This is a genomic window from Herbaspirillum sp. BH-1 (genome assembly GCF_002870055.1).
Lineage (GTDB): Bacteria > Pseudomonadota > Gammaproteobacteria > Burkholderiales > Burkholderiaceae_D > Herbaspirillum > Herbaspirillum frisingense.
This window is the reverse complement of sequence record NZ_PKOI01000006.1, coordinates 61,179-74,488: the sequence shown is the minus strand read 5'-3', so window position 1 is coordinate 74,488 and position 13,310 is coordinate 61,179. Positions and strand designations below refer to the sequence as shown.

The following is a 13,310-nucleotide window of genomic DNA, read 5'->3' as shown; positions in this document are numbered from 1 at the left end:
CCCTGACCGAGGAAATCATCATGCGCCCATCCTTCCGCACCCTGTCCACCCTGTGCAGCATCGCCGCCATCGGCACCCTGGCCGTGTTCGCCTCGGCCTTCAGCAACACCGCCTACGCCGCCTCCGACAGCGCGCTGGAGCAGGCCCTGTCGCCGCACCGCGCCATGGTGCGCACGGCACTGCAATCGACCAGCGGCAACGGGATGGGCGCGGCCAGTGGCAACGGTGGTGGCGCCATGATGCAAGTCGCCGCCAGCAGCGAATCCTCGTCCTGCCGCACCCTGCGCATGCAGGCCGAGCGCGCCCGCACCAACGAACCGAGCAGCGTGCAACGCGACCCCACCCCCGGCACCATGCGTGATGGCCGCTTCACCATGACCGGCCCGGGCTCCATCGAATATGGCGAACGCGCCCGGCTGGAATCGCGCTACATGACCGAGTGCCGGTGAGAGTGGATTCCAGGAATTTTTCCGGCTTCGGAAACTAAGTTTTTCTCTCCTTGTGGTTCTTTCAGGCAGGCCGATCCGGTCTGCCTTTTTTTATTTTCCTGACAAAGCACTGACATCAGCATGCTGCTGGAATCCAATATGGACGCGGCTTCCAGTCAGCTATTTGTCAGCGATCCGTCAAATTTTCCCCAGCCTTCATCCTTCCTCTTGAGCATGAACCTTTCTTTATCAGGTCTCTCAAACTTAGAAATATGACACGCGCCCGCACCGTTACATCCCATCACAATTTGATCGTCAACTGCGCAGTGCGGCGTGTCGTTATCAAGGCTATCCAGGCAATCCCCCCCACCGTTCCCATCATCCATGCCGGATCGAGGACCAGATCATGACAACAAGAAACAGACATCGCGCCATCATCGTTTCCGCTTCGCTCCTGAGTGCCGTGCTGGCACTCTCGGCCTGCGAGAATAAGGACAATGCCGACACCGCACCGCCCAATGCGGCAGCGTCGGCCACGCCCACTGCTGCGAGCGCGCCGGCCTACGTACCACCCACGGCGGCCCAACTGTCACAGATGGTGGCGCCCATCGCGCTGTTTCCCGACAAGCTGGTGGCCCAGGTATTGGCCGGCTCCACCTATCCCGACCAGATCGTCGCGGCCAACCAGTGGCTGGGACAGAACGCCGCGCTCAAGGGTGACATCCTGCGGGCCGCCGAGGACCGCCAGCCCTGGGATGTTAGCGTGAAATCACTGACCATGTTCCCGGCGGTGCTCTCGCAGATGGCGGCCAATCCGGACTGGACGCGGGCTCTGGGTGACGCCTTCGTCAATGATCCGAACGACGTCATGAACGCCATCCAGGAACTGCGGCTGCGCGCCCAGCAGGCCGGCAACCTGAAGAATTCCTCGCAGCTGCGGGTCTCCACCACGGTGCGCAGCGGCCAGAGCCAGGCACCTGTGTCGGCACCGGAGCCGGTTCCCGTCTATGCGGGTGCGCCGGTGATTGCGCCGCCGCCGCAGACCATCGTCATCGAATCCAGCCAGCCCGATACCGTCTATGTACCGAGCTACAACCCGGCGGTGGTCTATGGTCCGCCGGTGCCGGTCTATCCGGGTTACGCGTATCGCCCGCCCAGCCGGGTGGGCAATGAAGTAGTCGTAGGGGCCCTGTCGTTCGGGGTGGGCATCTTCGTGGGCGAAGCCATCAGCCACCACGCCGACTGGGGCTGGCACGACTGGGGCATGCACTGGGGCGGTTCACCGGCGGGCGCACAGTCCGCTCCGGGATGGCAGCGTCCGGCGGTGGTGTACCGGAACACCACCTATGTCTCGCACTCGACCACGGTGATCAATCGCGTGACCAACAACAACGTGACCATCAACAACAACCGGGTTGTGAACAACAACGTCAGCAATGTGCGCAATGTCAGCAACGTGGACGAGCGCAACATCAACCGCGACCAGACCCGCATCGACAATCATCCGGAAGCGGCCAACCGCCAGGCCGGCATGAGCATGCCGCACTTCACGGCCAACGATGCGCATGCCGGTGCGATGCCGGCAGTCCATCCGCAACCGCAGCCGCAACACCCGCAGTCGCCAGTGGAGGCCGCCGATCTCCACCATCAGGAAGCCGAGCAGAAGCAGGCTGTCCAGGCCAACGCGGCACGCCAGCATCAGGAGATGGAACAGCAGGCCGCCCGTGAACATCAGCAGGCGCAGCAGAATGCGGCTCAACAGGAACGGCAACAGGCCGAGCAGCGTCAGGCGCTGGCCTTGAAGCAGGAAGCCGCGCACGCCCAGCCAGCCCATCCCGCCGAGCATAAGGAGGCTGTGCCGGCCCATCCGCAGGCAGCCGCCAGGCCGGAAGCACGCCAGGAAAGCCGGCCGGTCCACCCCCAGCAGGCGCCTGCGGAAAGACATGAGGCCGCTGCGCATGAACATGCGTCAGAGCAGCATGCCGTCCAGAAGCACGAGCCGGCGCGGCATGAAGAGGACAAACGAGGCAATGAACGGCATGAAGCCGAAAAGCACAATGGCTGAACGCTGACGCTTCCTGCCATGCAGCAAGCAACAGGGCCGCTCTAAAGCGGCCCTGTTGCTTGGTCAGTGAAGGCCATCAACGATGGCGATCAGCCCGGAAGGCGGTCGGGATCGCTGCGCTGGTCCAGCGTCAGTTGCAGGAAAATCAGATCCAGCCACTTGCCGAACTTGGTACCGACCTGGGGCATATGACCGACCTGGTCGAAGCCCAGCTTCTTGTGCAGGGCGATGGAACCGACATTGCTGGCGTCGATGGCCGCTACCATCACATGCTTGCCCACGGCGCGTGCACGCGGGATGAGCGCTTGCATCAGCGCCACGCCCAGGCCTTCACCACGATGCTCCTTGTGGACGTAGACCGAGTGTTCCACCGAATGGCGGAAGCCGTCGAACGGGCGCCAGTCACCGAAGCTGGCATAGCCCAGCACTTGGTCGCCGTTCACCGCCACCAGCACCGGATAGCCGAGCTGACGGCGTGCGGCCAGCCAGTCATGGCGGTTCTTTTCATCGACCTGGGTATCGCTCCAGATGGCGGTGGTATTGACCACGGCGTTATTGAAGATCAGGGTGATGGCGGGGATATCGGCGGGGGTGGCGTCGCGGATCTGCATGATGTGGGCGGCTGGCTTGCGTTAATGAGAAATGGGGAATGGGAAAGGGGAGTAGATGAGCCCACAGTGTAGCTCAAGACGGGCAGTGCTTCGGCGGCCGCCTGGCGGGTGGGGCGACAGCGAGTGGGCAAAGGGCTTATAGTCCTGTCTTGGTCACCCTCAGCGCCTTTTCGACATCTTCAACATGAATCAACCCTACGGCGCCACCTATCGCGGCAAGCACATCAGCGTGGAGAGCACGCAGCAAAGAAACGGCGACGTGATCTGTTCGGTCCGCATCGACGGCGAACCGGCACCCGGCCTGCGCGGCAATCCCTTCGCTTCGCTGGCGGCAGCGCAGGTGGCCGGGGTCGCCTATGCGCGGGCGCTGATCGATACCCAGCTCGACAACGATGTGGCCGAACATCATGGCTACTTCATCCGCGTGAGCAGCACCGAGCAGATCGACGGTAGCTGGGTCGGCAACTACCAGCTGCATCGCAATGACAATCCGGTGGCTTTCCGTCGCGTGACGTGCGACGACTTCCGTGGCAATACCATGGTGGAGGCCGAGGAGCATGCCATGGCCAGCGCCTTCCGGGCAGTGGACGCCGATATCGCGGCAGGTCGGCTTTAACGAGCTAGGCCGCCTTGCGGCGGCGCGCCGGCAGCTTGTCGGATTGCGCCAGGATGGCACTGAGCAGGCCGGGGAAACGCTGTTCGATATCGGCGCTGCGCAGGGTGTTGATGTGAGTGGTGCCGTTGCTTTCGGTACGCACCAGCCCTGCCTCGCGCAAGACCTTGAAGTGGTGCGAGACGGTGGACTTGGGGCGCCCGCCATCGAGTTCGCCGCAGGTCGCGCATTCCACGCGGTCGAGATGGCGCACGATCTCCAGGCGGATCGAATCGCTCAGCGCGTAGAGCACGCGCTCCAGCACGAACTCGGCAATCTCGGGATGTTTGTAGGGACGCATCTGCAGGATGATACACCCTGGGTTATACTCCTTCCATAGTTCGAATATTTTCGAACCAACGAAACAGGTGTCCGCAATCCCGACGCCTGGCGCTCCCTCATTGAACCCTGACAAGAAAACGCCCATGTCCGCCCTCTTTACCCCCTTCAAGCTCAAGGAGCTGAACCTGCGCAACCGCATCGCCGTGCCACCCATGTGCCAGTACATGGCGGTGGACGGCAAGGCCAACGAATGGCACCTGTCGCACTACGCCGGCATCGCCCGCGGTGGTGCCGGCCTGGTGATCGTGGAAGCCACCGCCGTGGCCCCCGAGGGCCGCATCACCCCGGGCTGCACCGGCATCTGGTCGGACGAACTGGCGCAGGCCTTCGTGCCGGTCGTGCAAGCCATCAAGGCCGCCGGTGCGGTCCCCGGCATCCAGATCGCCCATGCCGGCCGCAAGGCCAGCGCCAACCGTCCATGGGAAGGTGACGACCACATCGCCGCCGACGACGCCCGCGGCTGGGACACCCTGGCCCCGTCGGCCATCGCCTATGGCAAGGGCTTGCCCAAGGTCCCCAAGGCCATGAGCCTGGACGACATCGCACGGGTGCGCCAGAACTTCGTGGACGCGGCCATCCGCGCCCGCGATGCCGGCTTCGAATGGCTGGAACTGCACTTCGCCCACGGTTACCTGGCGCAGAGTTTCTTTTCGGCACATTCCAACCAGCGTGACGACATCTATGGCGGCAGCGTCGAGAATCGCGCCCGTTTCCTGCTGGAAACCCTGCGTGCGGTGCGCGAGGTATGGCCGGAAAGGCTGGCCCTGACCGTGCGTTTCGGCGTGCTGGAATACGACGGCCGGGATGAACAGACGCTGCTGGAATCGATCGCCCTGGTACGTCAATTCAAGGCCAGCGGCATGGACATGATCAGCGTGACCATGGGCTTTACCATCCCCGAGGTCCAGATCCCCTGGGGTCCGGCCTTCCTCGGCCCGATCGCCAGGCGCGTGCGTGAAGAAGCCGGCGTGCCGGTCTCGTCGGCCTGGGGCTTCGGCACGCCCGAGCTGGCCGAACGTGCGGTCAAGGAAGAGCAGCTGGACCTGGTGATGGTCGGCCGTTCGCACCTGGTCAATCCGCACTGGCCCTACCAGGCGGCGCGGGAACTGGGCGTGGATCGTCCCTCGTGGACACTGCCAGCGCCCTATGCGCACTGGCTGGAACGTTATTGAGGTGCCTGCCGCTCGGGATTTCCCTGAGCGGTCTCGTGGTTTTCTAGGGAAAATCACTAAAGCCAACGGACGGGGGATTTCCTAAGATGACATCGTCTTGAGGAGATCACCATGTTCACCACCTACCTGCTGACCGTCGTTCTTTCCGCATTGGCGACCGTCGCCTTTTCGTCCCTGGGCATCTATCTGTTTGCCGAGGCGAAATGGCAGCATCACCCGCTGGCGCGCAATATCCGCCTGCCGGGACAGCGTCTGCCGGTCTGACGTCGGTTTGCAGGCAGGTGGAAGTGGATCTGGTGTTGCCCCTTGGTCTTTGGCCAAGGGGCGTTTTTTTTGGTGAGGATGAAAAGCTGCGGGTCCGGAACTGTGTTCAGTAGAACAACAGACTCAGCAGCGGCACGCTGGCCAGCAGCAGGCAGCCCAGGAAGGCGGCGAGGAACAGCAGTTTTTTCTTTCGGGTGGCCATGGTGGTCCTGCAAAGGGCAATGGGAGACGCGGTAAAAAGCGCAAGGCCGCAGTGTACCGCGCCAGCCGCCTTCAGGCCATGCCGTTGCGGCCGTAGGTGCGAAAGCCTGGGCGCTCGGTCAGGCGTTCGAAATAGGCCGCCACCGCCGGCAAGGGCGCGTGCTCGAAGGGTGTACCGAACCAGCGGTTCACCGACAGGCCGACCGCAATGTCGGCCAGCGTGAAGTCCGCTCCGGCAACGTAGCCACCGCTGTGCTGCAACTGCTGTTCCAGCACCCGCATGAAACGGGTCCAGCCGGCAATGGAGGCCGCTACCTGTTGTGCATCGCCATGCTCGGGCGACTTGCGGGCCAGGGCCATGAAAGCATAGCTCCAGCTGCGGTTGAGGTCGCTGGCCTGCCAGTCCAGCCATTGGTCGATGCGGGCACGCTCGCGCGGCGCGGCCGGATAGAGCGCGCTGCCGCCATGTTGCGCGGCCAGGTAGCGCAGGATGCTATTGGATTCCCACAGCACGAAACCATCATCGTCGATCACCGGCACCATCGCATTGGGATTCATGGCCAGGAAGCCTGCTTCGCTGGTGGGACGAAAGCCGGCGCCCCAGTCTTCCCGCTCGAAGGCGATGCCCAGTTCGGCACAGGCCCACAGCACCTTGCGTACGTTGATGGAATTGTCGCGCCCGTAGATTTTCAGCATCGCTGCCCTCCCTGTTGTCAATCTGCCCAAGATTATCAGCACGGCGCAGGGGGCGACATGTACAGTTGCCCGGCCGTATCGGCAGCCACTGTTGCGGGCGGCCAAGTGGCACGGTGCAAAGCACGCAACTGTACCGGGACGGCCAGGGGCCGGTCGCCTTACAATCATCATCCGACCAGCCCTCCATGGCGCTGCCCTTGTGGCGCAACGCCTCATCTCCATGTCCTCCTCCAATATCGCCAAACTGTTGTTGCTGGCCGCCATCTGGGGCACCAGCTTCATGCTCATGCGCATTGCCGCGCCCGTCTTCGGCCCCATGCTGACCACCTTCGGCCGCGCCTCGCTGGCCACGCTGTCGCTGCTGGCCTTTGCCCGCGTGCGCGGTGTACCGCTGCAGTGGCGCAAGAACTGGCTGCCCTACCTGGTGATCGGCGTGTTCAATACCGCCCTGCCCTTCGCGCTGTTTGCGTGGTCGGCGCTGCACATTCCTTCCTCCTACATGGCGACGATGAATTCGCTGGCGCCGGTGTTTACGGCCATGTTCGGTTTCCTGCTGATGGGTGAGCGGCTCAGCCTGTTGCGCGGCGCCGCCTTCGTGCTGGGCCTGGTGGGCGTGGCGGTGCTGGTGGGCATCGGCCCGGCGCCGGCCGATTTCCTGGTCATCGCAGGAGTGCTGGCGGCCATGGGGGCGGCTGTCAGCTATGGCTTCGCCGCCACGTTCACGCGTATGCGCGCCGGTGGCATCTCTCCCATCGCCATGGCGACCGGCAGCCAGTTCGCCGCCGCCCTGTGCCTGCTGCCGCTGGCCGCACCGTCGGTGCCGCATGCGCTGGAGGCCGGCACCGCGCCGGCGCTGCTGGCTGTACTGGTGCTGGGCGTGGTCTGTACCGGGATTGCCTATGCGCTGTTCTTCCAGCTGATCGCCGCCGAGGGCGCGACCAAGGCCATCACCGTCACCTTCCTGGTGCCGATGACGGCCTCGCTGTGGGCCTGGCTGCTGCTGGATGAACCGGTGACCCTGGGCACCGTGGCCGGGATCGCCATCGTGCTGGTGGCAACCGCCACGGCGCTGCGCGCCAAGCCGGCGGCCAGCGTCAAGCCGCCGCAGGCCAAGGCCACCGTCTGAGGACAGGCCGACGGCTGTGGACAAGACAAAGGCGCTGCAGATTCTGCAGCGCCTTTTTGCTGGTGCGTATTTCCCGCGAAGTATTGACCGGCAGTCGCCTGCCGACCCCGGCTTACCAGCCGTAGCGGGCGCAGGCCTTGCGATAGGCCAGGCCGGCCAGGGCCACGTCTTCCAGGCCGATGCCGATGGCCTTGTAGATGACGATGTCGTCGGGCTTGCGCTGATAGGCCATGCTGCCGTCGACCGCCTGTGCCAGTTCCATCACCTCGGCCCAGTCGAACACGCCCGGCGCGCATTGCACCAGGTCGCCGGCTTCCTGCTGGGCCTGTGGTTTCCATTCGACGAAGAGGGCAGCGGCGCGGCTGATGGCCACGTCATCCAGCTCACGCACATTGGCCTTGGAAGCGCCAACGGCGGCCACGAAGGTACCGGGGCGCAACAGCTGGCCATCGAACAGGGGGGTGGCGGCGCGGGTCACTGTCACGAGCACGTCGGCCTGGGCAGCGGCCTCGTCGATGCCGACCGCGCGCGCCGGCACACCCAGGGTACGGGTGACTTCCTCGGCCAGTTCCTGCTGGCCCGACTGGCCGGCGATCAGGACTTCCTTGAATGGGCGGACCTGCAGCAGCGCCGGGATGTGCGAGCGCGCCTGCACGCCGGTGCCGATCACGGCCAGCACCTGCGCATCCGGTCGCGCCAGCGCATCACAGGCCACGGCGGTGGCCGCAGCGGTACGCAGGCCGGTCATGGTGTCGCCCTCGATGGTGCACAGCGGCGCCCCGGTCTCGGTGGAGAACAGCTGGATGACGAACTTGAACTGGCCCTTGATGGTGGTGTACACCTTGGCGCCGGCGATGCCGGCGGCCGGAATGACCGCACCCATCATCGACAGCATCACGCCATTGGAGGCGCTGGTGCGCACGCGCCCCTGGTGGGCGCCTTCGGCGGCATGGGCGAAGGCTTCGCGCATGGAGGCGATGGCGTCTTCGGTGGTCAGCAGTTCGCTGATCTGCTGGTTGGTGAGAAATTTCATCGGTAGATCCTTGTGATGTTCAGGCGTGGGAGGTCCGGGCAGGGCAGGCTCACTGCCCGCCGTGCTCGGACTTGAGGTAATTCCAGATACGGTCGATGTCGGGATTGGCGCCATCCAGGCGGCGGTAGGCGCGGATATCCATCTCTTCACACCACAGCCCCTGTTCCAGTGCCTCGCTGTCATTGGGCGCGATGGCCAGGGTCAGCTTGCCCTCAGCGATCTCGCGGGCCACCGCGCTGGCCGGCAGCCAGGCGATGCCGTGGCCTTCCACGGCCATGCTCTTCAAACCCTCGGCCAGGTCAGTCTCGAAGCGGCGGAACAGATGCACGCGGCGCGGGCTGGAATGCAGGGCCTTCTCGACGATGCGCGACAGCGACGAATACGGCGAATAGCTGAGGAAGGGTTGTGGATCATTGGGCGTGCCAGGCAAGACATATTTGGGCAGGCCACTGGGCAGGGTTTTCACATAGGGGCGCAGCGGCTCCTTGCCCAGCGAGAGCACGGCGTAGCGCTCGGTATCGAGGGCGATGCCCTGTTGCCGGTGGTCGTAGCAGATCAGCAGGTCGCAGTTGCGCTCCACCAGCGCCATCACGGCATCGTGGACGTTGCCGGCCATCACGGTGGTGGAGATGGCGCCGATCTTCTTTTCGATCTCGGAGAGCAGCTTGGGGAAGACCGTCAGCAGCAGCGTATGCGGCATGGCGAAACGCACCGCCGATTGCGCACCGGCCAGCTGGCCGCGCAGCACCAGCCTGGCCTGCATGGACTGGTTCAGCATTTCCTTGGCGATGGGCACGAAGGATTCGCCTGCCGGGGTCAGGGTACAGGGGTAGGAAGAGCGATCGAACAGTTCAGCGCCCAGCCAGGTTTCCAGCGAGCGGATGCGGCGTCCGAAGGCCGGTTGCGTGACATTGCGCAACTTGGCCGAACGGCTGAAGTTGAGCGTGTCGACCACCGACAGAAAGTCTTCCACCCATTTGATTTCCATGCTTGCCACCCCGTTGGCATGCCGCGCCGGATGGGCGGCATGGTGTTTGCGCGCGCGTGGCGCCGTGTGCGCCGCATGCCATCGGCATCGCAGTCGCCCTCTCCCTTGGCGGCAACTATACCGAAACGGCACCGCCGACGTCCCATGCCATTTTGGCATAAGTCGCGCCCGGCGCTCGGTTGCGGCCGATCTGGATCAGTGACAGGCGATGGCGAAAAACGAGCCGGCAGCCGCCATGGGCGCTGGCGCTCAGGCGTTGGCTTGCAGTTCGGACAAGACTTCGTCGGCGCGGGCCAGACGTACACCGGCGGCCGACATGGCTTGCAGGAATTGCTGGTAGTGCGCCTCGAAGCCGGTCACGGGACTCATGCAGTCGGTGACCAGCACCAGGCGCATGCGAGCGGCCTCATCCAGCTGGGCGACGATGTGTTCGGTGGTGGCGCGCACGCAATGGCTGCCGGCCTCGCCGGTGATGTAGACGCGATCTGCCTCGGCCAGGCGGGCGATGAAACCGTGGTTGAGCTGGGTGGCGGGGTCGTCGGCATCGGGGACTTCGGCCATCACCGCCGAATAATGCTCGGTCCAGGGATTGCTGCCCTTGCCGAGCTTGGTGACCTGGCCCAGGTGCGCATCCTCCCAGCGGTTGTAGGCGGCCCGCACATCGGCATGCACGGCGGCACCCCAACTGCCGATCTCGCAGTGGACCGGCCATATCATGAGGCGGTAGCGGCCGGCTGCTTCCAGCGCATCCAGGTAGGCCAGGCTGCGTGCCAGTGCCTGCGGGTCACGCGGCTGGTAGAGGCCGGCGCGCACCTGTGCCGCCTCGATCTGGGTGAAGGGCGCGACCGGCGCGCCCTCGCCGCTCTGCCAGAAGGTGGGGTGGGCGATATCGAGGCGGTGATGGGCGTCGAGGGTGATGCTGATGGCAGAGAGCCCGGCCCCGCCCTGGTCGATCAGCCCCGCCACGCGCTGCAGGTCGGCATGGCTGCCAGCCACGGGCAGCGCCGGACGTAGCACGTCGCCGCTGACCGGGTCAGCCGGCAGGTAGCTGGCGGGGAGATCGCAGAAATCGTTTTGCGGATCGATGACAAGCAGGTGGAAGTTGCGTTTCATGGGGGCTCCGGAGGGCGGCAGGCAGTCGCTGTCCCCAGAGTGTAGAACACTGCGCGCCAGGCGGCAGCCGCAACGAAAACGGCGCGCCGTTGAAGGCACGCCGTTTTCGTCAGTAGCGGGGTTGTGTGGGCCCCTCAGGCACAACAGTTACCGTCGATATGTTCACAGCGCTCCTGGCGCCGGGCTTCACGACGGTGGCGCACGCGTTGCGAGACGCGGTACACGGCGCGCTGGGTCAACATCATGGACAGCGTGCTCAGGCTGAACTCTGCTGCAATCAGCAAACCGACCAGAGCGGCAAACTGCAGATAGATCCGTGGATAGAAGGACAGGCCACGCGAGAACACTTGCTGCAACATGATGATTTCCTCTTTGTTGTTGTACTTGCTCTAACTTGCTTTGGCTTGCTTTGACTTCCTGCTTCAATCAGCCTGGCAGGCCAGCGAGGCGGGATGCGCGGTCATCGGATGAATCGGAATGACCTTGCATCCGCATGCCCTGCATCAGGCACCAGCGTAGGTCGAAGCAGCGGCACGACCGGCGGTCTGCACTTCGCTCTTGGCGGGACCGTTGCTGATCACCGGGAAGACCGAGTCAGGCTGGTTGGCCAGGCCTTGTTGCTGGGCACGTGCCAGGTCGGCCTTGACTTCGGCACGGGTGGTGTGGGAAACGAAGGCTTGGTCAACCGGATACTGGGCTTCAGCGAAAGCGACGGACGAAGCGGACAGGGCCAGGACTGCTGCGATGATGGTCTTTGCGGACATGATGTTCTCCTTGGGTACAGTTAAGTTCAATCGGGTTAAATACAGTTTGGTGATGCACAGGCAATGATGGGTACATGTTTCGGTGGAGCGAATGGGACACATGTGCCGCTCTCTAGAACTCCGTCGCCGCCGCCTCGTCTGGGGCGTTGCGATGTCGTTCATCGATGGACTGAAGTCTACGGAAGAGCGGCGCGAAGAAAAACCATGCCAGAGAGAATTGAGTGTTCCGCGATCTGGAACAATCGTCAGGGACTATCGAAGCGATAGGTAATAGCCGCAACAGTATCAGCCTCTACCGCTACACAATCACGACGATAGCGAGGGCCGCGCAGAGGACAGCACCGGGCCACTGCGGAGCGCAGGTGGACTGGCACTGTGCAGGCCAGGGGCCTGCAGGCGGCTGGAAGATATCGGGGGGAGGCCCTTAGCGAGCCGAGCGATCCAGCTTCTGCTGCTCCAGCAGTTGTTCGGCCTCGGACAGGCCCCCGGGCTTGAGCACGGTGCGGCCCTTGGCAGGCGCGCCATCCAGTGGTGCAGGAACAGTTTCCTGCTCAGGGGTATGGCGCGGATCGGGATGATCCTCGAGGGCGTTATCGGGCTTGGTCGGATCGGCGGGATGCATGCTCATGATGGTCTCCTCATCGCTCAGGTCCACTGGCGCTGGCTGGCGCGCAGCGGACGGGTGTATTCCTCGTGCTGACGTTGGGCCGGCCGCTCGCGCCTTTGCGCCGCGACGGCGGGTCGGGGCTGTTCCTGGACGTCACCCGTGGAGGAAATCGAGCGCGCCACCGCGCCACGTCCCAGCGAGCGGCGCAGGCGCTGGCGCACGGGGTCGTCAGGGTGCTCGCCCATGCGCGCGAATTCTTCCTTCAGGCGCGACAGTTCCTGGTCGGACAGGTCTTCGGCATCCATCATCTGCTTGCGGGTCCCTTTGACGGCGCGGATCAGTTCATCCAGCTTCAGCTGCGTCGCCTGGGCATCGCGGTTCTGGGCGTTCTGGATCAGGAAGACCATCAGGAAGGTCACGATGGTGGTGCCGGTATTGATGAGCAGTTGCCAGGTGTCGGAGTAGTCGAACATCGGACCGGTGATGGCCCAGACCAGCACCACACCGAGCGCCAGGACGAAGGTCCAGGAACTGCCCACCGCATGCGCGCAGGCTTCGCTGAAATGATGGAAGGTTTCGGAAAGACCGGCATCGGCAGGCGTGGCCGATCCGGGGTGCTTGGTGGCTTTCATGATGCGCTGTCTCCTCCCGCAATCTCCTTGTTGTTGCGGCAAGGGGGCGAACTCAGGAGTGCAAACTCAGGAGTGCAGACTGATGGCGCAGACCCATGCCGGGAATGGGAAAGAGTATCTCTGCGGTAGCCACCCACTGCAAAGCAGACAAGCGCCATCCCTGCTGTAGGAAAGCAGGCAGCCCAGCGCTCAGGCCACGTTCTTGTAGGGAATTGGGCGGTCGGATTCTTCGGCCACGATCTGCATCTCGCCGATGCGGTTGCGCAATTCCTCCCAGGGATGCAGGGGCAGGCCGTCGTGCGCGTGCTCGGCCTGCACGCGGGTGGCCAGCTCCTCGACATCTTCGGCCACGCGTTCCTGCCAGCGTCGTTCCAGCGCGATGAACAGCACGATGGCCGCCACCAGCCCGCCCATGCACAGCGCAAGCGCGGCATAGATGGCGTACTGCATGATGGCGTCGATCCAGTCCATGTGCGGCCTGTCCTCGTGGATGAGTAGGTGAATATCGGGAATGGACGGATCTTAGGCGTGTAAGTCGACGATGCCCATCAGGAAATGACTGAGTCGCCGTCCTGCCACAGGCCAAGCTCATCCGCAGGAACCGCCTCGCCAGCGG

Annotated in this window: 17 protein-coding genes; 6 read left to right on the top strand and 11 right to left on the bottom strand. The window is 64.2% G+C overall.

Annotated elements, in window-relative coordinates; all coding sequences use genetic code 11:
* The first annotated feature begins 20 nt into the window (after window positions 1–20).
* Window positions 21–449, top strand: coding sequence for a hypothetical protein (locus HBH1_RS10155; RefSeq protein WP_102662662.1), 429 nt, complete (start codon window positions 21–23; stop codon window positions 447–449).
* 385 nt (window positions 450–834) lie between these two features.
* The gene (locus tag HBH1_RS10150; protein ID WP_102662661.1) at window positions 835–2,493 is read left to right on the top strand and encodes a DUF3300 domain-containing protein; all 1,659 of its coding nucleotides are present in this window, start codon (window positions 835–837) and stop codon (window positions 2,491–2,493) included.
* Between the two features lie 89 nt (window positions 2,494–2,582).
* Here the strand turns inward: HBH1_RS10150 and HBH1_RS10145 are convergent, their stop codons facing one another.
* Window positions 2,583–3,104 (bottom strand): GNAT family N-acetyltransferase, encoded by a 522-nt coding sequence (locus tag HBH1_RS10145; protein ID WP_102662660.1) that lies wholly within the window; start codon window positions 3,102–3,104, stop codon window positions 2,583–2,585.
* A gap of 184 nt (window positions 3,105–3,288) precedes the next feature.
* Here HBH1_RS10145 and HBH1_RS10140 point away from each other — a divergent pair, with 184 nt between their 5' ends.
* Complete coding sequence (locus HBH1_RS10140; RefSeq protein ID WP_006461217.1) at window positions 3,289–3,720, top strand: hypothetical protein; 432 nt, start codon at window positions 3,289–3,291, stop codon at window positions 3,718–3,720.
* Window positions 3,721–3,724: 4 nt separating this feature from the next.
* On the opposite strand, the gene HBH1_RS10135 is transcribed toward HBH1_RS10140, so the two are convergent.
* A complete protein-coding gene (locus HBH1_RS10135; RefSeq protein WP_006461216.1) occupies window positions 3,725–4,057 on the bottom strand; it encodes an ArsR/SmtB family transcription factor in 333 nt (110 codons plus the stop codon).
* 124 nt (window positions 4,058–4,181) lie between these two features.
* Between HBH1_RS10135 and HBH1_RS10130 the strand changes: the two genes are divergently transcribed.
* Together HBH1_RS10130 and HBH1_RS25205 are read left to right on the top strand one after the other, a co-directional pair.
* Window positions 4,182–5,270 (top strand): NADH:flavin oxidoreductase/NADH oxidase, encoded by a 1,089-nt coding sequence (locus HBH1_RS10130; protein WP_102662659.1) that lies wholly within the window; start codon window positions 4,182–4,184, stop codon window positions 5,268–5,270.
* Between the two features lie 111 nt (window positions 5,271–5,381).
* On the top strand, window positions 5,382–5,534 hold the full coding sequence (locus HBH1_RS25205; RefSeq protein WP_166758000.1) for a hypothetical protein: 153 nt from the start codon (window positions 5,382–5,384) through the stop codon (window positions 5,532–5,534).
* A gap of 273 nt (window positions 5,535–5,807) precedes the next feature.
* On the opposite strand, the gene HBH1_RS10125 is transcribed toward HBH1_RS25205, so the two are convergent.
* Entirely contained in the window at window positions 5,808–6,431 is a 624-nt protein-coding gene (locus tag HBH1_RS10125) for a glutathione S-transferase family protein (RefSeq protein WP_006461213.1), read from the bottom strand.
* Between the two features lie 220 nt (window positions 6,432–6,651).
* On the opposite strand from HBH1_RS10125, the gene HBH1_RS10120 reads away from it, so the two are divergent.
* On the top strand, window positions 6,652–7,557 hold the full coding sequence (locus HBH1_RS10120) for a DMT family transporter (protein ID WP_102662834.1): 906 nt from the start codon (window positions 6,652–6,654) through the stop codon (window positions 7,555–7,557).
* Between the two features lie 112 nt (window positions 7,558–7,669).
* Here the strand turns inward: HBH1_RS10120 and HBH1_RS10115 are convergent, their stop codons facing one another.
* The 8 genes from HBH1_RS10115 to HBH1_RS10080 form a co-directional block, all read right to left on the bottom strand.
* Window positions 7,670–8,590, bottom strand: coding sequence for an ornithine cyclodeaminase family protein (locus HBH1_RS10115; RefSeq protein ID WP_102662658.1), 921 nt, complete (start codon window positions 8,588–8,590; stop codon window positions 7,670–7,672).
* A 49-nt stretch (window positions 8,591–8,639) separates the two neighbouring features.
* Window positions 8,640–9,578, bottom strand: coding sequence for a LysR family transcriptional regulator (locus HBH1_RS10110; RefSeq protein WP_102662657.1), 939 nt, complete (start codon window positions 9,576–9,578; stop codon window positions 8,640–8,642).
* A 249-nt stretch (window positions 9,579–9,827) separates the two neighbouring features.
* Window positions 9,828–10,691 (bottom strand): cysteine hydrolase family protein, encoded by an 864-nt coding sequence (locus tag HBH1_RS10105; RefSeq protein WP_102662656.1) that lies wholly within the window; start codon window positions 10,689–10,691, stop codon window positions 9,828–9,830.
* A gap of 134 nt (window positions 10,692–10,825) precedes the next feature.
* The gene (locus HBH1_RS10100) at window positions 10,826–11,050 is read right to left on the bottom strand and encodes a hypothetical protein (RefSeq protein ID WP_006461205.1); all 225 of its coding nucleotides are present in this window, start codon (window positions 11,048–11,050) and stop codon (window positions 10,826–10,828) included.
* A 144-nt stretch (window positions 11,051–11,194) separates the two neighbouring features.
* Entirely contained in the window at window positions 11,195–11,455 is a 261-nt protein-coding gene (locus HBH1_RS10095) for a DUF4148 domain-containing protein (RefSeq protein WP_006461204.1), read from the bottom strand.
* A gap of 424 nt (window positions 11,456–11,879) precedes the next feature.
* On the bottom strand, window positions 11,880–12,083 hold the full coding sequence (locus HBH1_RS10090) for a hypothetical protein (RefSeq protein WP_146012837.1): 204 nt from the start codon (window positions 12,081–12,083) through the stop codon (window positions 11,880–11,882).
* A gap of 17 nt (window positions 12,084–12,100) precedes the next feature.
* Window positions 12,101–12,694 carry a low affinity iron permease family protein gene (locus tag HBH1_RS10085; RefSeq protein WP_102662655.1) on the bottom strand — a complete coding sequence of 198 codons (594 nt, stop codon included), beginning with the start codon at window positions 12,692–12,694 and terminating at the stop codon, window positions 12,101–12,103.
* A 189-nt stretch (window positions 12,695–12,883) separates the two neighbouring features.
* Window positions 12,884–13,165: a hypothetical protein gene (locus HBH1_RS10080; protein WP_102662654.1), complete on the bottom strand. Its 282-nt coding sequence runs from the start codon at window positions 13,163–13,165 to the stop codon at window positions 12,884–12,886.
* Window positions 13,166–13,310 lie beyond the last annotated feature (145 nt).

Bases quoted from the DNA above. Each gene is read 5' to 3' on its own strand.
- HBH1_RS10155 (WP_102662662.1), top strand. From the start codon at position 21: ATGCGCCCATCCTTCCGCACCCTGTCCACCCTGTGCAGCATCGCCGCC.
- HBH1_RS10150 (WP_102662661.1), top strand. From the start codon at position 835: ATGACAACAAGAAACAGACATCGCGCCATCATCGTTTCCGCTTCGCTC.
- HBH1_RS10145 (WP_102662660.1), bottom strand. From the start codon at position 3,104: ATGCAGATCCGCGACGCCACCCCCGCCGATATCCCCGCCATCACCCTG.
- HBH1_RS10140 (WP_006461217.1), top strand. From the start codon at position 3,289: ATGAATCAACCCTACGGCGCCACCTATCGCGGCAAGCACATCAGCGTG.
- HBH1_RS10135 (WP_006461216.1), bottom strand. From the start codon at position 4,057: ATGCGTCCCTACAAACATCCCGAGATTGCCGAGTTCGTGCTGGAGCGC.
- HBH1_RS10130 (WP_102662659.1), top strand. From the start codon at position 4,182: ATGTCCGCCCTCTTTACCCCCTTCAAGCTCAAGGAGCTGAACCTGCGC.
- HBH1_RS25205 (WP_166758000.1), top strand. From the start codon at position 5,382: ATGTTCACCACCTACCTGCTGACCGTCGTTCTTTCCGCATTGGCGACC.
- HBH1_RS10125 (WP_006461213.1), bottom strand. From the start codon at position 6,431: ATGCTGAAAATCTACGGGCGCGACAATTCCATCAACGTACGCAAGGTG.
- HBH1_RS10120 (WP_102662834.1), top strand. From the start codon at position 6,652: ATGTCCTCCTCCAATATCGCCAAACTGTTGTTGCTGGCCGCCATCTGG.
- HBH1_RS10115 (WP_102662658.1), bottom strand. From the start codon at position 8,590: ATGAAATTTCTCACCAACCAGCAGATCAGCGAACTGCTGACCACCGAA.
- HBH1_RS10110 (WP_102662657.1), bottom strand. From the start codon at position 9,578: ATGGAAATCAAATGGGTGGAAGACTTTCTGTCGGTGGTCGACACGCTC.
- HBH1_RS10105 (WP_102662656.1), bottom strand. From the start codon at position 10,691: ATGAAACGCAACTTCCACCTGCTTGTCATCGATCCGCAAAACGATTTC.
- HBH1_RS10100 (WP_006461205.1), bottom strand. From the start codon at position 11,050: ATGTTGCAGCAAGTGTTCTCGCGTGGCCTGTCCTTCTATCCACGGATC.
- HBH1_RS10095 (WP_006461204.1), bottom strand. From the start codon at position 11,455: ATGTCCGCAAAGACCATCATCGCAGCAGTCCTGGCCCTGTCCGCTTCG.
- HBH1_RS10090 (WP_146012837.1), bottom strand. From the start codon at position 12,083: ATGAGCATGCATCCCGCCGATCCGACCAAGCCCGATAACGCCCTCGAG.
- HBH1_RS10085 (WP_102662655.1), bottom strand. From the start codon at position 12,694: ATGAAAGCCACCAAGCACCCCGGATCGGCCACGCCTGCCGATGCCGGT.
- HBH1_RS10080 (WP_102662654.1), bottom strand. From the start codon at position 13,165: ATGGACTGGATCGACGCCATCATGCAGTACGCCATCTATGCCGCGCTT.